Origin of the sequence: Streptomyces sp. YPW6 (assembly GCF_018866325.1) — a bacterium.
GTDB lineage: Bacteria > Actinomycetota > Actinomycetes > Streptomycetales > Streptomycetaceae > Streptomyces.
The window spans coordinates 2,655,072-2,675,509 of sequence record NZ_CP076457.1 but is presented as its reverse complement, the minus strand read 5'-3'; the positions used below and the strand labels follow the sequence as shown (position 1 = coordinate 2,675,509).

General features: G+C 72.2%; 15 protein-coding genes and 1 pseudogene. 13 read left to right on the top strand and 3 right to left on the bottom strand.

Translation table 11 applies throughout. The features are described 5' to 3' along the window. Positions 1–9: 9 nt before the first annotated feature. Both KME66_RS11560 and KME66_RS11555 read right to left on the bottom strand, forming a co-directional pair. Positions 10–1,362, bottom strand: a complete 1,353-nt coding sequence (locus KME66_RS11560) for a polysialyltransferase family glycosyltransferase (RefSeq protein ID WP_216321639.1) — start codon at positions 1,360–1,362, stop codon at positions 10–12. After that, positions 1,359–2,342 (bottom strand): glycosyltransferase family 2 protein, encoded by a 984-nt coding sequence (locus KME66_RS11555; protein WP_216321637.1) that lies wholly within the window; start codon positions 2,340–2,342, stop codon positions 1,359–1,361. The genes KME66_RS11560 and KME66_RS11555 overlap by 4 nt, the downstream gene beginning before the upstream one ends. Before the next feature lie 209 nt (positions 2,343–2,551). Here KME66_RS11555 and KME66_RS11550 point away from each other — a divergent pair, with 209 nt between their 5' ends. The 12 genes and pseudogenes from KME66_RS11550 to KME66_RS33895 form a co-directional block, all read left to right on the top strand. Then, positions 2,552–3,937: a DUF6716 putative glycosyltransferase gene (locus tag KME66_RS11550; RefSeq protein WP_216321635.1), complete on the top strand. Its 1,386-nt coding sequence runs from the start codon at positions 2,552–2,554 to the stop codon at positions 3,935–3,937. Between the two features lie 38 nt (positions 3,938–3,975). Next, positions 3,976–5,223, top strand: coding sequence for an acylneuraminate cytidylyltransferase (locus KME66_RS11545; RefSeq protein WP_073227489.1), 1,248 nt, complete (start codon positions 3,976–3,978; stop codon positions 5,221–5,223). 12 nt (positions 5,224–5,235) lie between these two features. Next, positions 5,236–6,171 carry an N-acetylneuraminate synthase family protein gene (locus tag KME66_RS11540; protein WP_216321633.1) on the top strand — a complete coding sequence of 312 codons (936 nt, stop codon included), beginning with the start codon at positions 5,236–5,238 and terminating at the stop codon, positions 6,169–6,171. 10 nt (positions 6,172–6,181) lie between these two features. Next, positions 6,182–7,213 carry a hypothetical protein gene (locus KME66_RS11535; protein WP_073227481.1) on the top strand — a complete coding sequence of 344 codons (1,032 nt, stop codon included), beginning with the start codon at positions 6,182–6,184 and terminating at the stop codon, positions 7,211–7,213. Between the two features lie 232 nt (positions 7,214–7,445). Then, positions 7,446–8,690: an amidohydrolase gene (locus tag KME66_RS11530; protein WP_216329257.1), complete on the top strand. Its 1,245-nt coding sequence runs from the start codon at positions 7,446–7,448 to the stop codon at positions 8,688–8,690. A gap of 182 nt (positions 8,691–8,872) precedes the next feature. Beyond that, the gene (locus KME66_RS11525; RefSeq protein WP_216321631.1) at positions 8,873–9,919 is read left to right on the top strand and encodes a BMP family ABC transporter substrate-binding protein; all 1,047 of its coding nucleotides are present in this window, start codon (positions 8,873–8,875) and stop codon (positions 9,917–9,919) included. 456 nt (positions 9,920–10,375) lie between these two features. Then, positions 10,376–11,959, top strand: coding sequence for an ABC transporter ATP-binding protein (locus KME66_RS11520; RefSeq protein WP_216329255.1), 1,584 nt, complete (start codon positions 10,376–10,378; stop codon positions 11,957–11,959). Next, the gene (locus tag KME66_RS11515; protein WP_073227470.1) at positions 11,956–13,074 is read left to right on the top strand and encodes an ABC transporter permease; all 1,119 of its coding nucleotides are present in this window, start codon (positions 11,956–11,958) and stop codon (positions 13,072–13,074) included. The genes KME66_RS11520 and KME66_RS11515 overlap by 4 nt, the downstream gene beginning before the upstream one ends. Continuing rightward, on the top strand, positions 13,071–14,336 hold the full coding sequence (locus KME66_RS11510) for an ABC transporter permease (protein ID WP_216321629.1): 1,266 nt from the start codon (positions 13,071–13,073) through the stop codon (positions 14,334–14,336). The genes KME66_RS11515 and KME66_RS11510 overlap by 4 nt, the downstream gene beginning before the upstream one ends. Further along, complete coding sequence (locus tag KME66_RS11505; RefSeq protein ID WP_073227464.1) at positions 14,333–14,746, top strand: cytidine deaminase; 414 nt, start codon at positions 14,333–14,335, stop codon at positions 14,744–14,746. The genes KME66_RS11510 and KME66_RS11505 overlap by 4 nt, the downstream gene beginning before the upstream one ends. A 150-nt stretch (positions 14,747–14,896) precedes the next feature. Next, complete coding sequence (locus tag KME66_RS11500) at positions 14,897–16,174, top strand: thymidine phosphorylase (RefSeq protein WP_216321626.1); 1,278 nt, start codon at positions 14,897–14,899, stop codon at positions 16,172–16,174. A 98-nt stretch (positions 16,175–16,272) separates the two neighbouring features. Continuing rightward, positions 16,273–16,383 (top strand): annotated as a pseudogene (locus KME66_RS33895) (Uma2 family endonuclease); the annotation flags it as partial. An 81-nt stretch (positions 16,384–16,464) separates the two neighbouring features. Here the strand turns inward: KME66_RS33895 and KME66_RS11495 are convergent. After that, positions 16,465–19,749: a S8 family peptidase gene (locus tag KME66_RS11495; RefSeq protein WP_216329253.1), complete on the bottom strand. Its 3,285-nt coding sequence runs from the start codon at positions 19,747–19,749 to the stop codon at positions 16,465–16,467. A 270-nt stretch (positions 19,750–20,019) separates the two neighbouring features. On the opposite strand from KME66_RS11495, the gene KME66_RS11490 reads away from it, so the two are divergent. Next, positions 20,020–20,385: an STAS domain-containing protein gene (locus tag KME66_RS11490; protein ID WP_216321624.1), complete on the top strand. Its 366-nt coding sequence runs from the start codon at positions 20,020–20,022 to the stop codon at positions 20,383–20,385. Positions 20,386–20,438 lie beyond the last annotated feature (53 nt).

Here is a 20,438-nt window from a genome sequence, read left to right as displayed (position 1 = left end):
CCGCCCGCGTCAGCGGGACGCGGGCGGCCGCAGGGCCCGCGCCCGCCGGACCACCCGGCGCAGCGCCGGGCTGGAGCGCAGGAACGCCAGCCGGGCCGGGACCACGCCGGGCAGCGCGAGCGAGGCCAGCCGGCGGCGCTTGAAGTAGCGCCAGGTGCGGCTGTCCAGCTGCGCGGCGAGGTAGCGCTCGGCGGCCGGGCGCAGATCGGAGCGCACCCTGGGCCGCATCGCGAAGGCGACGGCGGCCAGCAGGCCGTCCAACTCCGCCGCGGACGGGGCCGGTCGGCGCGCGGCACCGGGCTCCGCTGCGGCCGGCCCCGGCAGCACCGCGTCGGCCAGCGTCGCCGCCGTCCGCTCGGGGTTCTCGTACGGGGCCAGGCGCTCCAGCAGCAGCCCCGTGCCGACCGCGGCCACCGGCAGCCCGTGGAAGCGGGCCGCCCCGAACAGCGCCGCCGAGGTGCAGCCGGTCACCAGAGCCGGCCGCAGCCGGTGCACGAGCACCTCGGCCGGTACCGGCGACGCCCCGTCCAGCACGGTCAGTTCCACGCCGAGCCGGTCCGCCTCCGCGAGGAGCGCCGCCGGGTTCTCCCACGGCACGTACGGGTCCGGCGCGAACACCAGCCGGGTGTGCCCGAGCGCCGCCGCGCCGCGCACCATCTCCAGCCGCAGCCCCGCCTCGTCGGCCGCCGTGATCAGCCCGGCGGCCGCCAGACCCTGGCCGAGCAGCAGCGCGGGCCCCTCGGCCGCGGGCCCGGCCGCAATCTCGTCCGCAATCTCGTCCGCGAGTTCGGCGACGACCTTGGTCACGGCCTCGGCCGGCACGGTGCGCGGCTCCACCCCGAACTCGCCGAGCAGCAGCGGGCGCACCCCGGCGACCAGGTCCGGATGGAGCAGCCGCCGCACCCGCGTCCCGGTCAGCGGCGGGAGCTTCTCCCCGGTCGGCCCGTAGGCGCCGGGTCCCTCGGCGTACACGTCGACCGGCGCGCCGGCGAACACCTGGGTGAGGGCGCGGGCGGGGCCGGCGTGCGGGGAGTCGACGACGAGCTCCAGCTCCTCCTCGCCGAGCCCCCAGGACCGCCGGAAGTGGCGCTCCCACAGCGGGGCGTCGTCCGCCCGCGGACTCCAGCCCTCCGGATGGAACGGGGCGATCGCGTCGTTCCACGAGACGACCTCGTCGAACCGGGCGCGCAGCCGCTCGAACCCGGCGGTCTCCGCGACATCGGCGACGGCCTCCGGGGCCGGTCCGGTCCGCGACAGCAGCAGGACCCGGCGGTCGGGCTCGGTGAAGCAGCCCGCGTCGATCGCCGCGGCGAGCAGCACCACCGCCCCGGGCGAGGCGGCGTGGAAGATCCGGATGGTCATGCGGCAGAGGCCCCCTTCGTCGCGGCCGGACGGCGGCGCAGCCTACGCACCCGGCTCGCCCGTGTCACGTCCATGGCGTCCAGCGCCTCGTCCAGCAGCCGTTGCGGCAGGCGGCCCAGGGCGGCCGCGCCGCGCACCTTCAGTTCACGGGCGACGGCCGGTTCGAATTTGTCCAGGTCGCCCAGATGGTGGGCGATGATCGCGCCATACGTGCGCACGGCCTTCGGCAGCAGGGCGTCCGCGTCGCGGTCGGCGGCGGTCTCGGCGATCACCTGGTCGAATGCGCGCAGGAAATCGAGCTGGCGCGCATCGCCGATCCGGGTCAAGGACGTCGCCACCCCGCGCCGGTAGAAATGGCTGAGCAGACCCAGGGTGGCGAAGGATTCCGCCTCCCGGTGCAGCCGCCAGATCCACGGCCGGTCCTCCGCCGTGCGCAGCCCGTCGGTGAAGTGCAGCAGTCCCCGGTCCAGCAGCCGCCGGTGGTAGAGGCCCGCCCAGGCGAACGCGTAGTCCACCGACGTCGTGCGGTGGGCGGGCAGGATCGCGGCCCGCGGGTCGCTCACCACACCGTGCGGCCCGTGCGGAACCCGGCGCACGGTGCGGGTCCTGCCGTTCGTCTGCACGTGGTCGGTGCGCACGAAGTCGCAGCCCAGCGCCTCCGTCCGGGCCACCAGCCGCTCGTAGTGCCCGGCGGCCAGCCAGTCGTCGCCGTCCAGGAAGGCGATGTACTCGCCACGGGCGGCGTTCAGACCGGTGTTGCGCGCGGTCGCCAGACCGCCGTTCACCTCGTGCCGCAGCAGGACGGCCCCCGGGATCTCCTCCGCGGCCCGGTGCAGCAGCGGGAGCGTCCCGTCGGTCGAACAGTCGTCGACCAGGAGGAACTCGAAGTCCTCGCGGGCGTTGGCCCGCAGACTTCTCAAGGTGTCGGGCGCGTAGGTCTGCACGTTGAAGAACGGCACGATGACGGAGAGCTTAACCACGCGCATCACGTTAGGTGCGGCTCCGGCCCATTCCTTTTCCGTCATGCGCCCGGCAGGTGAACAACGGCCGACATCAAGGTGAATCGCCTTTTCCAGCAAGCCAATTGAGGCCGTATCGGGGGGCGGACCCCCAAGCGTCGGCTCGCTGTTAACCATCTGTTGCCATCGCGTTGGGCCGCTCATCGAAATGCCTTCCTAACTTCTTCGACGTGCCCCCACGTACCAGCCATGAGGCCGAACCGGCCGAGACTCCCGCCGCCCGACCGGCGCTGCGGGTCGCCGTCCTCGCCGACTCCGACACCCGGTGGAAATGGGGCGCGCTCACCGCGCGCCGCCTGACCGCCGAGGCCACCGGAGACGGACAGGACACGCGCCCCGTCGAGGTCAGCGGGCTGCTGCTGCGCGGCCGGGCCACCCCGACACCCCGACAGCTCGCGGAGGTCGGCGAGGTCGGGATCGACGCCGAGCGGGTCCGCGAGGTCACCGCCGTCGAGTTCCTGCACGCCGTCCGGGACGAGGGCTTCGACCTCGTCGTCCTCTCCCTCGTCGGCGGCGGTGTCCAGGCCATGCTGCACGGCATCGCCGCGCTCGGCCTGCCGCGCCGGCCCGTCGTCGTCACCGGATACGTCGGCGTCGTCTACGAGAAGCTCGCCGACGGCCTCCTGCTGCGCCACGGGGCGGACGTCGTCCTCGCCAACTCGGCCCACGACGCGGAGCGTTTCCGCGCGGTGTACGAGGGCGTGGGCGCCGACGCCTCGGCCGTCACCGAGGCCGCCCTGCCCTTCCTCGGCGGAGCCCCGTACCAGCCCGAAGAGGGCCGCGACACCGTCGTGTTCGCCGCCCAGCCCTCCGTACCGGCCTCGCGCGCCGACCGCACCTACCTGCTCCGCCGGCTCGTCGAGCACGCCCGGCTGCACCCGCGCCGCGAGGTGCTGCTGAAGCTGCGCTCCAAGCCCGGCGAGCACACCACCCACATCGAGGAACTGCCCTACCAGAAGCTCGCGCAGCGGCTCCCCGGCGGCCTCCCGCCCAACTTCCGCCTGGTGTACGGGCACATGGGCGAGGTCCTGGACCGCACCGACCTCCTCGTCACCGTCTCCTCGACGGCCGCGCTGGAGTCCCTGCACCGCCGCATCCCCACCGCGGTCCTCACCGATCTCGGCGTCCGCGAGACGCTCGGCAACCACCACTTCGTCGGCTCCGGGCTCCTCACCTCCTGGGACCGGCTCGACGGCGGGACCCGGCCCCGGCCGGACGCGGAGTGGGTGGCTGGGCAGGGCGTCGCCGCCGACGGCTCGTACGGCACCGCCTACGACACCGCCCGCGCCAAGGTCACCGCCCTCCTCGACACCGGCCGGCTCCCGCCGCTCGCGCCCTACTACACGCCCGCCACCGCGCCCGGCTACCTCCCCGGCATCCTCGGCCGCCACCACCTGGCCCCCGACGGCACGCCCCTGCCCGGCGCGGCCGCCCCGCAGGAGCCCGGCCGGGTCCGGGGCGCGGTGCGGGAGACCGTACGCAACGCGGCCCGGGGCGCCTACCGCCACGGGGTCCAGCGCGTCGCCCCGGTGATCCGCCGGATGGGGGAGCTGTGAGCACGCCTTCAGGAACCGCCACCACACCAGGAGCAGCGATGCAGCCGCCCCCGACCCCGACCGTCCTCGCCGTGATCCCCGCCCGCGGCGGATCCAAGGGCGTCCCCGCCAAGAACCTCGCCGAGGTCGGCGGCATCCCCCTGGTCGCCCGCGCCGTCCGCGCCGCGCTCGGCGCCCCCGAGGTCACCGACGTCGTCGTCACCACCGACGACGGGGCGATCGCCGAGGCCGCCCGCACCGCCGCCGCCGACCTGCGCGCCGCGCACCGGCTGCACTGCGTGGAGCGGCCCGCCGCCATCGCGGGCGACACCGCCACCAGCGAGGCGGCCGTGCTGCACGCCCTGGACGTCTACGAGGCCGAGCGGGCCCGCACCGTCGACGTGGTCCTCCTCGTCCAGTGCACCAGCCCGTTCGTCTCCCGCGAGGACATCGACGGCGTGGCGCGGGCGGTCGCCCACGAGGGCGCGGACACGGCCGTCACGGTCGCCCCGTTCCACGGTTTCGTCTGGCGCGACGGGCACGCCGTCGAGGAGAGCACGTACGGCGTCAACCACGACAAGTCCGTGCGCCCCCGCCGCCAGGACCGCCCCCAGGACTACCTGGAGACCGGCGCCGCCTACGCCATGGACGCGGCGGGCTTCCGCACCCACCGCCACCGCTTCTTCGGCCACACCGCCCTGGTCCCCACCGACCCGGCGCGGGTGCTGGAGATCGACGACCCGCACGACCTGGCCCGCGCCCGTGCGCTGGCCCCGCTCCTGGACCCCTCCCCGCTGCCCTCCCGGGCCGACGTGGACGCGGTCGTCCTGGACTTCGACGGCACCCAGACCGACGACCGGGTCATGGTCGACTCCGAGGGCCGCGAGACCGTCGCCGTCCACCGGGGCGACGGGCTCGGCATCGCCGCGCTGCGCAAGGCGGGCGTCCCCCTCCTGATCCTCTCCACCGAACAGAACCCGGTCGTCGCCGCCCGCGCCCGCAAGCTCCAGGTCCCCGTCCTGCACGGCATCGACCGCAAGGACGAGGCGCTGAAGCGCTGGTGCGACGAGCACTCCATCGCCCCCGACCGGGTCCTCTACGTCGGCAACGACGTCAACGACCTCGGCTGCTTCGCCCTCGCGGGCTGGCCCGTCGCGGTCGGCAGCGCCCACGACTCGGTACGCGCCGCCGCGCGCGCCGTCACGACCACCCCCGGCGGCTACGGCGCCATCCGCGAGATCGCGGCCTGGCTGCTGGGCCCCACCCTCACCGCTGACACCTCAGCCCCCACTGTCCCCACCGAGTAAGGAAGCACCACCATGACCAGCACCTCCCGCCTGCGCACCTTCGGCACCCGTACCGCCGGCCCCGGCAACCCCGTCTACATCACGGGCGAGATCGGCATCAACCACAACGGCGACCTCGACAACGCCATCGCGCTGATCGACGCGGCCGCCGAAGCCGGCTGCGACGCCGTCAAGTTCCAGAAGCGCACCCCGGAGATCTGCACCCCGCGCGACCAGTGGGACATCGAGCGCGACACCCCCTGGGGCCGGATGACGTACATCGACTACCGCCACCGCGTCGAGTTCGGCGAGGACGAGTACACCGCCATCGCCGAGCACTGCGCCAAGCGCGGCATCGACTGGTTCGCCTCCCCGTGGGACACCGAGGCCGTCGCCTTCCTGGAGAAGTTCGACGTCCCCGCCCACAAGGTGGCCTCCGCCTCGCTCACCGACGACGAGCTGCTCCGCGCCCTGCGCGCCACCGGCCGCACGGTCATCCTCTCCACCGGCATGTCCACCCCGAAGCAGATCCGCCACGCGGTCGAGGTGCTCGGCTCGGACAACATCCTGCTCTGCCACGCCACGTCGACGTACCCGGCGAAGGCCGAGGAGCTGAACCTCCGGGTCATCAACACCCTCCAGCAGGAGTACCCGAACGTCCCGATCGGCTACTCCGGCCACGAGACCGGCCTCCAGACCACGCTGGCCGCCGTCGCGCTCGGCGCCACGTTCGTCGAGCGCCACATCACCCTGGACCGCGCCATATGGGGCTCCGACCAGGCCGCCTCCGTCGAGCCGCAGGGCCTGACCCGCCTGGTCCGCGACATCCGCACCATCGAGCAGTCGCTCGGCGACGGCGTCAAGAAGGTGTACGAGTCCGAGCTCGGCCCGATGAAGAAGCTCCGCCGCGTCGCGGGCGTCGTAGCCGAGACCGAGAACGCGCCGGCCTCCGAGCCGGTCGCGGTCTGAGCGCCGACCGGTGAACCTCGCCTTCGTCGAGAGCCCGGTCCAGCTCCTGAACGTCCTGGAGTGGGTTCACACCCAGGGGGGAGACGACCCGACCGCCACCACGGTCGTCGTCCTCCCCCCGGTCGACCCGATGTCGCGCGGTCAGCTGCGCCGGATGGCGGAGCTGGCCCGCGACGAGGGCATCACGGTCCGCTGGCAGGAGGCGCGCGGCGAGTCCGGCGCCCCCCTGAAGGCCCTGCGCGCCCTGGCCGGCCTGGTCCGGCGTGCGGACCACATCGTGATCGGGGACCCGTTCTCCCGCTACGTCCAGCTCCTGCTGACCCTGGTCCGCGCCGACCGCCTCACGGTGGTCGACGACGGCACGGCCACCATGGAGTTCGTGGCCCAGCTGGCCCGGGGCGAGCGCCTGGCCCGCTGGCACCGCCGGGGCCGTACGGGACCGCGCGAGCTGGTCCTGGCCCCGGTCACCGCCACCGCCCGCCGCCGCTTCACGCCGACGGCGCGCCACACGGTCGAGGTGTTCACCGCGATGCCGGTCGAGGCTCCGCCCGGCATCACGGTCATCCCGAACACCTTCGCCTGGACCCGGGCCCGCTTCGGCCCGCCCACCATCGGCAGGGGCGCCGACCTGGTCGGCACGTCCCTGGTCGAGACGGGCGTCGTCGACTCCGTTCCGTACCAGGAGGCGGTGGCCTCCCTGGCCCGCACCCACGGCGCCACCCGCTACTTCGCCCACCGCCGCGAGTCCGCCGACAAGCTCCACGCCCTGGAAGCCGCCACCGGCCTGGAGATCGTCCGCCCGGACCTCCCCCTGGAACTGATCGCCCGCCGCGGCCCCATCGGCCGCACGATCGTCAGCTTCCCCTCCACGGTCGTCCACACCCTCCCGCTGGCCCTCGCCGGCACGGGCGTGAACGTCGCGGTCTGCGACATCGCCCCGGAATGGCTCCGCGCCACGGCCTCGCCCCGCGCCCAGGGCTTCCTGAGCGGGGTCACGGAGACGGCGCGGGGGGCGCAGCGGCTGCCGTCGGTGGCGACCTGAGCCCCGGATCCGGCGAGCGCGCCCGGCGCCACGGCCCTCGCACCGGCGCGCCTGCGTCTCGGCCTCGGCCTCGCACAGGCGCGCGCTCCGGCGCGAAAGGGGATCCGGTATACCCGCAACCACCCTCCGTCACACGTCCTCACCCGAACTTTGTTCGCCTGCACGGCTGAAATTTCCTAGATCCCTGGCCAGTTGAGGGGTCAAGGGGCCTACGCTTCCTCAGGTGAACCAGTTGAAGTCCCGCGCCTCCCGCCCCCACGACCTGCCCGACGCCGAGCAGCCGGGGGGAGGCGGTCTGCCGGGGCGGCTCCCGGACGGGCTCCGTGCCGAGCTGATCGCCTTCCGCCGGGACCTGCACATGCACCCCGAGCTCGGCAACCAGGAGTTCCGGACCACCGCCGCGATCAAGGACCGGCTGGAGCGGGCCGGGCTGAAGCCCAAGGTGCTGGCCGTCGGGACCGGGCTCATGTGCGACGTGGGGGAGTGGGACGGCGTCACGCCCATGCTGGCGTTGCGGGCGGACATCGACGCGCTGCCGATCCCGGACACCAAGGCCGGCGTGCCCTACCGGTCCACCGTGCCCGACCGCGCGCACGCCTGCGGACACGACGTGCACACCACCACCGTCCTCGGCGCGGGCCTCGTGCTCGCCGATCTCGACCGGCAGGGGCGGCTGCCCAACGCCGTGCGGCTGGTCTTCCAGCCCGCCGAGGAGGTCCTCCCCGGTGGCGCGGTCGACGCGATCGAGTCCGGGGTGCTGGAGGGCGTCGGCCGGATCATCGGCGTCCACTGCGACCCGAAGGTGGACGTCGGGCGGATCGGGCTGCGGATCGGGGCCATCACCTCGGCCTGCGACCGGCTGGAGATCACGCTCGACGGGCCCGGCGGCCACACCGCCCGCCCCCACCTGACCACCGACCTGGTCACCGCCGCCGCCCGGATCGCCGTCGACGTGCCCGCGCTGCTCGCCCGCCGCGTCGACGCCCGCGCCGGGCTCGCCCTGACCTGGGGCCGCCTGGAGACCGGGCACGCCCCCAACGTCATCCCGCAGCACGCCGAGCTGTCCGGCACCGTCCGCTGCCTCAATCTGGACGCCTGGCGCGAGGCCCCGGACCTGGTGCACGCCGCGATCGACGAGGTGGCCGGAATGCACCGGGCCAAGAGCGTCATCAACTACGTGCGGGGCGTGCCGCCCGTGGTGAACGACGCCGAGTCCATCGGCCTGCTGGACGCCGCGATGACCGAGCGCCGCGGATCGTATGCGATCGAGGACACCGAGCAGAGCCTGGGCGGCGAGGACTTCTCCTGGTATCTGGAGCGGGTGCCCGGCGCGATGGCCCGCCTCGGCGTCCGTACCCCGGGCGACACGCGGGGGCTCGACCTGCACCGGGGCGACTTCGACGTGGACGAAGAGGCCATCACCGTGGGGGTCGAGCTGTTCACGGCCGCCGCCCTGCTCGACGGCGGCCGTTCGTGAAGCGTTGACCCGGTCTTCGTAGGCCGTTCGTGGACTCCGGTGCCGCCGTGCGGGTGGCCTCTGTTCGCGACGATCCGATAACGGCTTCCGTACGTGCTCTTATCTGACATCTACGCGCGTTACGATCGCGGCGAAACCAGCGCCGGAAGAGGCGCTTCGGTCAGGTTTGAAGGAGCCTCCCCTTGCGCCGGATCACCAGGATCACCACCGTGGGCGTCGCGTCCGCGGCACTCGCTCTCAGCGTCACCGCGTGTGGCGGAAACTCGTCGGACGCCGGTTCCGGCTCCGACGGCGACAAGGCCGCCATCGCGTACGACATCGGCGGCCGCGGCGACCAGTCGTTCAACGACGCCGCCTACGCCGGCCTCGCCAAGGCGGAGAAGGACCTCGACATCCAGGGCAGCGAGGCCGAGCCCTCCGACGGCGAGGGAGACGCGGACAAGGTCCAGCGCCTCACCGAGCTGGCCCGCTCCGGCAACAACCCGGTGATCGGCGTCGGCTTCGCCTACGCGCCCGCCATCAAGAAGGTCGCGCCGAAGTTCCCGAAGACCACCTTCGGCATCATCGACGACGCCTCCGTGACCGGCGAGAACATCGCCAACATCGTCTTCAACGAGGAGCAGGGCTCCTACCTCGCCGGCGTCGCCGCCGCCAAGGTCACCGAGTCGAAGACGGTCGGCTTCATCGGCGGTGTCGAGACCCCGCTGATCAAGAAGTTCGAGGCGGGCTTCGTCCAGGGTGTCAAGGACACCGACGCCTCGGTCAACGTGCTTCCCCAGTACCTGACGCAGCCGCCGGACTTCGGTGGCTTCTCCAAGCCCGACCTCGGCAAGGCCGCGGCCCAGGGCCAGCTCGACAAGAAGGCCGACGTGATCTACTCGGCCGCCGGTCTGGCCGGCTCCGGTGCCATCGAGGCCGTCTCCAAGGCGGGCAAGTGGAACATCGGCGTCGACTCCGACCAGTACCAGCAGAAGGGCCTCGCGCCCTACAAGGAGTCCATCCTGACGTCGGTCACCAAGGACGTCGAGGACGCCGTGTTCAACCTGATCAAGTCGGTCCAGGACGGCGATCCGCAGTCCGGTGAGATCCGCTACGGCCTGGACAAGGACGGCGTCGGCCTGTCGATGTCCAACCCGGCCTTCACCGACATGAAGGACGTCATCGCCGCCGTGGACCAGGCCAAGCAGGAGATCATCGACGGCAAGATCACCGTCAAGACCGCTCCGTAAGGCCCCGAGCTGGCGGTCCTCCGGGACCGTCGGGCCCCCAGCGGCCCCGGGCCGTCGGACCGGCGGGTTTCCGAGGCCCTGTCCGTACGCCGCGTGGTTTTCGCCGCCGGCGCAGGGCAGGGCCGCGGGCCGGCCCGTCGCCGGCGGCACGGGGCTTCGCCGAAGCCCGCGGCACCCGCGGCCCGCAGCCGCGACCGCATTCCGCAGACGTGCGGTCCGCAGTCCGCGGTCCGCAGCCTGTGGTCCCGGGCCCGCAGCCCGTCCATCGCCGTACCACCGAAGAAGTTCCGCCTCTCGCAGTGCTCTCCCACCCGGCCCGGACCCGCGTCCGGGGCGTGACGTGCATCCCGTGTTTCACGATTCGGCAGCGCTACGCGTGTAGACAGCCCTCCGGCGCGATAACTTCACCCCGCCCCTCAGGGCCCCCGAGCCCCCCGAGCCCCTCCGCCCCCGCTCCTGTCCGGCCAAGGAGAGTGCGTCATCAACGCGTCCAGCAGTCCCCCTGCCGTAGAACTGCACGGCATCACCAAGCGCTTCCCCGGCGTCGTCGCCAACCACGACATCGACATCACCATCGGCAAGGGCACGGTCCACGCGCTCGTCGGTGAGAACGGCGCCGGCAAGTCCACCCTGATGAAGATCCTCTACGGCATGCAGAAGCCGGACGAGGGCACCATCGCGATCGACGGCGAGCTGGTCTCGCTCTCCAACCCGGGCGACGCCATCGAGCGCGGCATCGGCATGGTGCACCAGCACTTCATGCTCGCCGACAACTTCACCGTCCTGGAGAACGTCGTCCTCGGCGGCGAGCACCTGCACGGCATCGGCTCCGCCGCCCGGGAGAAGATCATGGAGATCTCCGACGCGTACGGCCTGGGCATCCGGCCCGACGCGCTCGTGGAGGACCTCGGGGTCGCCGACCGGCAGCGCGTGGAGATCCTCAAGGTGCTCTACCGGGGCGCCCGCATCCTCATCCTGGACGAGCCGACCGCGGTCCTCGTACCGCAGGAGGTCGACGCGCTCTTCGCCAACCTGCGCGAGCTCAAGGCCGAGGGGCTGACCGTCATCTTCATCTCGCACAAGCTGGGCGAGGTGCTGTCGGTCGCCGACGAGATCACCGTGATCCGCCGCGGTACGACCGTGGGCACCGCGGACCCGGGCTCCACCACGACCAAGCAGCTCGCCGAGCTGATGGTCGGCAGCGAGCTGCCCTCGCCGGAGACCCGCGAGTCCACCGTCACCGACGTGCCCGCGCTGCGGGTCCAGGATCTGAAGCTCACCGTCACCGACCCCGACGGCACCGTCCGCGACGTGCTCGCTGGCATCGACTTCACCATCCACCAGGGCGAGGTCCTGGGGATCGCGGGCGTCGAGGGCAACGGCCAGACCGAGCTCATCGAGGCCCTCATGGGCATGCGCCACCCCGACGCCGGAGTGATCACGCTCGGCGCGGACGACATCTCGCACGTCCCGACCCGCAAGCGGCGCGAGGCCGGCATCGGCTACATCCCCGAGGACCGCCACCGCCACGGCGTCCTGCTGAACGCCCCGCTGTGGGAGAACCGCATCCTCGGCCACGTCTCCGAGAAGCCCAACAGCCGCGGCTGGCTGCTGGACAACAAGGCGGCCCGTGCCGACACCGAGCGCATCGTGCGCGAGTACGACGTCCGCACCCCCGGCATCGACGTCACCGCGGCGTCCCTGTCCGGCGGCAATCAGCAGAAGCTGATCGTCGGCCGCGAGATGAGCCACGCGCCGACGTTCCTGATCGCCGCCCACCCCACCCGCGGGGTGGACGTCGGCGCGCAGGCGCAGATCTGGGACCAGATCCGCGAGGCCCGCCGCGAGGGGCTCGCCGTGCTGCTGATCTCGGCCGACCTGGACGAGCTGATCGGGCTCTCCGACACCCTGCGCGTCATGTACCGCGGCCGGCTGGTCGCGGACGCCGACCCGGCCACCATCACCCCGGAGGAACTGGGCTCGGCCATGACCGGCGCCGCCACCGGTCACCTCGAACACCCGGAGGACGAGGCCCGATGAAGAAATTCGACAAGGACCGGCTGATCCTGGGCTTCGCCGGCCCGGTGCTCGCCCTGGTCGTCGCCCTCGCGCTGACGACCGTGGTGCTGCTCGCCTCCGGGCAGAACCCCTTCGAGCCGTACCGGATCATGTTCGACTCGGCCTCCTACGCCGACGTCCAGGTACTGATCATCAACCAGGCCGGCACGTACTACCTCGCCGCACTCGCGGTGGCCGTCGGCTTCCGGATGAACCTCTTCAACATCGGCGTCGACGGGCAGTACCGCCTCGCCGCGATGATGGCCGCGCTGGTCGGCGCGAGCGTCAACCTGCCGGGGCCGCTGCACATCGCGCTGATCGTGATCGTCGCCATGCTCGTGGGCGCGTTCTGGTCCGGCATCGCGGGCTTCCTCAAGACCACCCGCGGGGTGAGCGAGGTCGTCTCGACGATCATGCTCAACTCGATCGCCACCGCGCTCGTCGCCTGGATGATCCTGCCGAAGAACTTCGGCGAGCAGCCTCCCGGCTCCAACAACCTGACCACCGGCGAGATCCCGGAGTCCGGCTGGTTCCCGGGGCTGCCGATGGGCGACATGGCCGGGGAGATCTACGGCTTCACCTTCGTCGCCGCCGGCTGCGGAGTCCTGTACTGGTTCGTCCTGAACCACACCCGGTTCGGCTTCGACCTGCGCGCCACCGGCGCCAGCGAGACCGCGGCCCAGGCCTCCGGTGTGGACGCCAAGAAGATGATCCTCACCTCGATGCTCATCTCCGGCGCCGTCGCGGGCCTGGCCGGGATGCCGACCCTGCTCGGCGACACCCACACCTACAGCCTCGACTTCCCCACGGGCATCGGCTTCACCGGCATCACCATCGCGCTGCTGGGCCGGAACAACCCGCTCGGCATCGCCCTCAGCGCCCTGCTGATCGCGTTCCTGGACAAGTCCTCGGCCTCGCTCGACCAGTACGGGTACGAGAAGGAGATCGCCACGATCATGCAGGGCCTGATCGTGATCTCGGTCGTCGTCTCCTACGAGCTGGTCCGCCGTTACGGCATCCGCCGCCAGCAGCAGAAGGTCGGCGAGGAGCTCGCCGCCGGACACGCCCTCACGACCGAGAAGGAGGCGGCCCTGTGAGCACCAGCAAAACCATTGCCGCACGCCCCGCCCCCCAGAAGGGCAACGGCCGCCGCAAGCTCTCCCTGCCCGTCGTCCTGCTGATCATCGCGGGCGCCCTCGCCCTGGTCTCGCTGGTCCGTGTCATCAGCGGCGCCAACGACATCACCTCCGTCGGCCAGGTCCGCGGCGCCCTGGCGCTCGCCGTTCCCATCGGCCTCGCCGGACTCGGCGGCCTGTGGGCCGAGCGCGCGGGCGTCATCAACATCGGCCTCGAAGGCATGATGATCCTCGGCACCTGGTTCGGCGCGTGGGCCGGATTCCAGTGGGGTCCCTGGGTGGGCGTCCTCTTCGGCGTCCTCGGCGGCTGCCTCGGCGGCCTGCTGCACGCCGTCATCACCGTCACCTTCGGCGTGAACCACATCGTCTCCGGCGTGGCCATCAACATCCTCGCCGTCGGCGTCACCCGCTACCTCTCCAACTTCGCCTTCGACGGCGTCCAGGGCGGCTCCTCGAAGCAGTCGCCGCGCATCGACCCGATCGACAGGATCACCGTCCCGGGGCTCTCGGACTGGATGCAGGACCTGCAACAACAGCACTGGTTCCTGATCTCCGACCTGGCGGGCATCATCGGCGGGCTCGTCACCGGCCTGTCCCTGCTGACCGTCGTCGCCCTGCTGCTGGTCCCCGCCACCTGGTGGATCCTGTGGCGCACCCCGTTCGGGCTGCGGCTGCGCTCCTGCGGTGAGTCCCCGGTGGCAGCCGAGACCCTCGGCGTCAACGTGTACAAGTACAAGTACATCGCCGTCACGATCTCCGGCGGTCTGGCGGGCCTCGGCGGCGCGTTCCTCGCGATCGTCGCCACCGGCATCTACCAGGAGGGCCAGACCGGCGGCCGCGGCTACATCGGTCTCGCCGCGATGATCTTCGGCAACTGGATGCCGGGCGGCATGGCGCTGGGTGCGGGCCTCTTCGGCTTCACCGACAGCCTCAAGCTGCGCGGCGGCGCCGAGAACGTCCACGCGATGCTGCTCCTGCTGGCGATCCTGCTGGTCATCGCGGTGATCTGGCAGCTGTACAAGAAGAAGTACGTCTCCGCGGCGATCGCGGCGGTCTTCTCCGCGCTGCTGTTCACCTGGTACTTCCTGACCGACCAGGTGCCGAGCCAGTTCGTCGACGCCGCGCCGTACGTCACCACGCTGCTGGTCCTCTCGCTGTCCGCGCAACGCCTGCGGATGCCGAAGGCCAACGGCATGCCGTACCGCAAGGGCGAGGGCAAGTGACACCCCCGCCCGCCCCGGCCTTCGAGGAGGCCGACTGGGACGCCCTGCGGGAGGCCGCCCGGGACGCCATGTCCCGGGCGTACGCCCCCTACTCGGGCTTCCCGGTCGGTGTCGCCGCCCGGGTGGACGACGGCCGCACCATCACCGGCTGCAACGTGGAGAACGCCAGCTACGGCCTCTCACTCTGCGCCGAGTGCGGTCTGGTCTCCACGCTCCAGGCCACCGGCGGCGGCCGGCTGACCCACTTCACCTGTGTGGACGGCACCGGGGCGATCCTGGTGCCGTGCGGCCGGTGCCGACAGCTCCTGTACGAGTTCGGCGGCCCCGGACTCCTCCTGGAGACGCCCGACGGGCGGCGCACGCTGGACGAGATGCTGCCGCAGTCGTTCGGCCCGCAGCACCTCGGCTGAAGCCCGCAGCACCCTCGGCAGCACCTCGGCCGAGGCCCGTTTCTCCCGGCGGTGGCCCTTCCTTCCCGGAAGGGCCACCGCTCTTTCCCCTCTCTATGCGCGTAGAGTCATCGTGGACACGCGCGCACGCACCCGGCCGGAAGGATTCCCATGGACGCCATCTCCGTCATCCGCACCAAGCGGGACCGAGGCGAGCTGACCCCCGAGCAGATCGACTGGGTCATCGACGCCTACACCCGCGGCGAGGTCGCCGACGAGCAGATGTCCGCCCTCGCCATGGCGATCCTGCTCAACGGCATGAACCGCACCGAGATCGCCCGCTGGACCGCCGCGATGATCGCCTCGGGCGAGCGGATGAACTTCGACGCCCTCTCCCGTCCCACCACCGACAAGCACTCCACCGGCGGCGTCGGCGACAAGATCACCCTGCCGCTCGCCCCGCTGGTCGCCGCCTGCGGCGCGGCCGTGCCGCAGCTCAGCGGCCGGGGCCTCGGCCACACCGGCGGCACCCTGGACAAGCTGGAGTCCATCCCCGGCTGGCGGGCCCACCTCTCCAACCAGGAGATGCTGGACGTCCTCGACACCACCGGCGCGGTCATCTGCGCCGCCGGTGACGGGCTGGCCCCCGCCGACAAGAAGCTGTACGCGCTGCGCGACGTCACCGGCACCGTCGAGGCCATCCCGCTGATCGCCAGCTCGATCATGTCCAAGAAGATCGCCGAGGGCACCGGCGCGCTCGTCCTGGACGTCAAGGTCGGCTCCGGCGCCTTCATGAAGACCATCGAGGACGCCCGCGAACTGGCCTCCACGATGGTCGCGCTCGGCACCGACAGCGGCGTGCGCACGGTCGCCCTGCTCACCGACATGTCGACCCCCCTCGGCCTCACCGCGGGCAACGCCCTGGAGGTCCGCGAGTCCGTCGAGGTCCTGGCCGGCGGCGGCCCGAAGGACGTCGTCGACCTGACCCTCGCCCTCGCCCGCGAGATGCTGGACGCGGCGGGCCTGAAGGACGCCGACCCCGAGAAGGCGCTGGCCGACGGCTCCGCGATGGACGTCTGGCGCCGCATGATCTCCGCCCAGGGCGGCGACCCGGACGCCACGCTCCCCACCGCCCGCGAACAGCACGTGGTCACCGCCTCCGCCTCCGGCATCCTCACCCGCCTGGACGCCTACGACGTCGGCGTCGCCGCCTGGCGCCTCGGCGCGGGCCGCGCGCGCAAGGAGGACCCGGTGCAGGCGGGCGCGGGCGTCGAACTCCACGCCAAGCCCGGCGACACCGTCACCGAGGGCCAGCCTCTGATGACGCTGCACACGGACACCCCGGAGAAGTTCGACTACGCGCTGAAGGCACTGCCCGGGGCGTACGACATCGCCCCGGCCGGCACGTCGTTCTCGCCGCTGCCGGTGGTGCGGGAACGTATCGCCTGACCTGCGGTTTCCTCGTACGGGTGAACGGGATCGGTGGACTGCCGCCGGTCCCGTTCGGCATGCTGGACCCGGTGACGTACCGATAGAGGAGACCGCCCCCGGAGGGCGGTACGTACCGGGTCCTGGAGACGGTCGAGTACGGGCGTGAGCTCACCCTCCCCGAGCCGTTCGGGCTGGTCCTGGACACCGGCGTCCTCCCCGTCAGCTGACACACCGGCGGCCCGCCGCACGGATGCGCTCCGTGCGGCGGGCCGCCGTCGTGCGAAGGGTGAACTACCGGCGAGCGCCCGTCACTTGCCCAGGTACGCGCGGTAGATCCGCACCGACGAGGTGTTGCCCTTCTTGTCGGTGACCTTGGCGGCGAAGGAGATCGCCTTGTTCTTCGCCGGGTTCTTGACGGTGATCCTCCCCTTCTTCACCGTGACCTTCTTCCAGGTCGTGCCGTCGTTGTAACTGACGTACGTCTTCAGCGACTTCAGGTTCCTGCCCGCAGCAGCGCCGTGCACCTTCACCGGCACCGAGACGGTCCTGCCCGCCTTGGCCCGGCCGTCGGCGCCGAGGGCCGGGGTGAACCGGACCGTGGAGACCGGGAGCATCGTGAACGCGGTCTTCTTCGATCGGAACGTCCAGGACGCGTCCACCCGGGTGGAGAGCGGGCTGATCCTCGCGCTGTGCCGGATGGTGGCCGACAGCTTGTAGGCCGCGGATCCGGACGGGACCCTGAAGGGCTCACCGCCGCTCAGCGGGTCGCTGTTCCGGCCGATCTTCTTGCCGTTGCGGTACAGGACGGTCGTGGCCGAGGAGTGCGTCATGGAGCCCGCGTTGCCCGCCCCGTCCGCCAGCAGCGGGAGCATGCCGACGATCTGGTTGCCCTCACGGACCACGCCGAAGTCCTTGCTCACCAGCGGGCCGAACACCCCGGTGTTCACAGACCTCTTGTACGTCCGGCCTCCCTTGTACGCGGCCTCGTCACCGACCTGGTAACCCGCCTCGTACGTCGGGAAGCCCTCCGTGTCGGGCGGTCCCACCTGGCTGAACTCGAAGCTCCAGCGCACCTTGTCGGCGGTGGAGAGATACAGCGTGCGGGTGCCGGGCAGCTTCTGCTCGATCGAGGCGGCCACGCCGCCGCCCGACGAGGGCAGGAAGCCCCAGGCGGCGAGTGCGCCCTTCTTCTTCGACCCGGCCGCGCCCATGGTGACCTTCACCTTGGCCAGCCCGCCGGCGGTGAACTTCCGGTCGTAGCCGGTCGCGAGCTTCTTGACCGGGCCGCCGACCGTGATGTCGTACTCGGTCGAGGCGCCCTTGGTCCACATGCCCGACCAGCGCTGGGCGAGCGATCCGTCCGTGATCTGCGGACCCACGTGGAGCGTGCGGAAGTTGGCCGGCGAGTCCATCATCCAGCCGAAGGACACTCCGTCGTTCTTCGATTCCACCGAGTAGTCCGGCGAGAACAGCTGCGACGTCGCCTTCGCGTCCGGCAGCGTGATCCTCACCGGCTTCGCCTTGCGGGCGTCGAACGTCAGCGAGGTGTTCCTGGTGACCGCGAGCTTCGGCTGGGCGATCCAGTCGGCGCCCTTGGTGAAGTCCGTCGGGTGGTTGTAGACGGTGGAGTTGACCACGTACGTGCCCCTGGGCACCCGGATCCTCGCCGTGCCGTTCACCACCTGCGGGCTGAGGAACGAGCCGCCGGCCCGGTCGTCGAAGCCGTAGAGCGTGCTCTCCGCGGTCGCCGCCGGACGGCCCTTCCGGTCCAGGTGCCTGACCGTCAGGTCGTAGCTCTCGACCTCCCGCTCGACGGCGGCCGCCGTGCGCACGGTCTGCCCGCCGCCCGTCGCCACCACGTAGGCGGAGTAGGTCCCGTCCGCCGTGCCGCCGATCCGGGTGTCGGCGGTCAGCGTCGCCTCCGCGGTGCCGCCCGCGGGGACGGTCACCCGGTCCGCGCCGAGGGTGAAGAAGCCCGCCGGGGCCGGCCTGCCCGCCGGGCCGGTGCCGGTCACCTTCAGATCCAGGGTGACATCGGCCGTGCCGAGGTTGCGGTACGTCACCTTCTTGCCGACCGGGACGTCATCCGTGTGCGGCCACCGCTGTACGCCGAAGCTCACCGAGACCGGCTCCGCCACGACGCTCTGGGCGATCGCCCGGTCCACCTGGATCCGGCCGGAGCCCTGCTGGAACGGGGTGTACGCCCCGGGCTTCGTGGACGCGGTCAGCGCGCCCTTCAGCTCGGCGGACTTCCAGTCGGGGCGCTGCTGCTTGAGCAGCGCGGCCGCGCCCGCGACGTGCGGGGTGGCCATCGACGTACCCGAGATGGTCGCGTAACCGGCGGGATTCTCGCCCACCTCCCGGGCGATCAGCGAACCCGGCGGGACGGCCGCCGTGGTGTCGACGCCGGGGGCCGTCACATCCGGCTTGATCGCACCGTCGCCGATCCGCGGGCCGCGGCTGGAGAAGTCCGCCAGCTTGTCCTCGTCGTCGACCGCGCCCACGGTCAGCGCGGCGTCCGCGCTGCCCGGCGAGCCGACCGTGCCCGCGCCGTCGCCCTCGTTGCCCGCGGCGATGGCGAAGAGGACGCCCTTCTCGGCCGACAGCTTGTCGACCGCCGCCTCCAGGGGGTCCACCTCGGGGCTGTCGGGGCCGCCCAGGCTCAGGTTGACGATGTCGGCGCCCTGGGCGACCGCCCACTCCATACCGGCCAGGATGCCGGAGTCCTCGCCGTAGCCCTCGTCGTCCAGCACCTTGCCCGAGAGCAGCCTCGCGTCCGGGGCCACGCCCTTGAGTCTGCCGCCCGACTTCGCGCCGGTGCCCGCCGCGATCGAGGCGACGTGCGTCCCGTGGCCGACCCGGTCCTTCGTGTCCTTCGCGGTGCTGAAGTTCTTCTCCGCGAGGATCTTGCCCTTGAGGTCGGGGTGGGTGGAGTCCGTCCCGGTGTCCAGGACCGCGATCGTGACGCCCTTGCCGGTGAAGCCGGCCTTCCAGGCCGCCGGGGCGCCGATCTGCGGGACGCTCCGGTCGAGGCTCGCCTTCCGGACGCCGTCCAGCCAGACCCGGTCGATCCCGGCGGCGGTGGTCACCCGGTCGCCCCCGGCACGACGCTCGGTGAGCGCCTTCCAGATCTCCGGCGCGTCGCTCGTCGGCGTCGTTACCGACTCGGCGTTCAGCGACCTCAGGCTCCGGCCGACCTCGGTGCCGCCCGCGTCACGGACCTGCGCCTTCGCGGTGGCGGCCTGCTTGCCCCGGTAGCCGACGATCAGCTTCAGACCGTCCCGCTGGGCCCGGAGGTTCTCCGGACGGCTCAGTTCGGTGACGTCGAACAGCCGCCGGTCGAGCTTGCCGGAGACGATCAGCCGGTGGGCGTCGGCCGGAAGGACGAGCGTGTGCCCCCGGTCGCTCATCCGCTGGACCGGGATGTGCTCCCGGCCCTTCGCGGGCCGGAAGGCGACCGGCCTGCCCTCGGCGTCCACGGTGACCCGGTCGCCGGTGACGAGGGTCAGCCGGCGTGTCTCCCGGTCCTGGGCCTGCGCCCGGGTGCCGGCCGCCCCCCTCGGGTCCGGCTGGGCGACGGCGGGGCTGATCATGCCGGCCGCCAGCGCCACCGCGGCCGCCGTGGCGACCGCGGGTATGCACGCGTTTCTCACGTGTCTGCGCAACTCTCCCCCTGGAGAACTCGATGGTTCCTCAACCCGTCGGCCCGCAGATACGCAGAAAGGACGGCTGCGGCCGTCGGCTCACCCGACTAGAGGGGAGGCCGGGGGGATCGGTTCACAGGAGAGTCACAAGAAGTCACGAGTTGACGCGAAACGGCTCCTTCACGGCGCGAAGGCGTCCAACCCGCCTCCGCAGGGCCGATGAATTTCGCCCGCCGGTCCGGTCTGCCTGGTGTGGATGCCGAGAATCCGATCACCCTGACCGTGACCGGCCGGGTCAGCCGTGCCGTCGTCCCCGACCTCTGCGCCGAGTTGGAGCGCGCCCTCGCCGCTCCCCGCGGCGCCGCTCCGGTCCCGGGCGCGGCGGTGGACTGCGATGTGGGCGGGGTGGTCCGGCCGGATCTGACCGCCGTCGAGGCGGTGGCCCGGCTGGGGCTCGTCGCCCGCAGGGCCGGAGTCACCCTGCGGCTGCTCCGGGTGCCCCCCGAACTCCGGGCGCTGCTGGACCTGGTGGGGCTGGCCGATGTGGTGGCCCTGGAGGAGGGACCCGGCGAACGCGTGCCGTGACGTGCTCCGGCCTCCGTACGCGGGGCGGGTGGCTGCGCTCGCACCCACCCGCC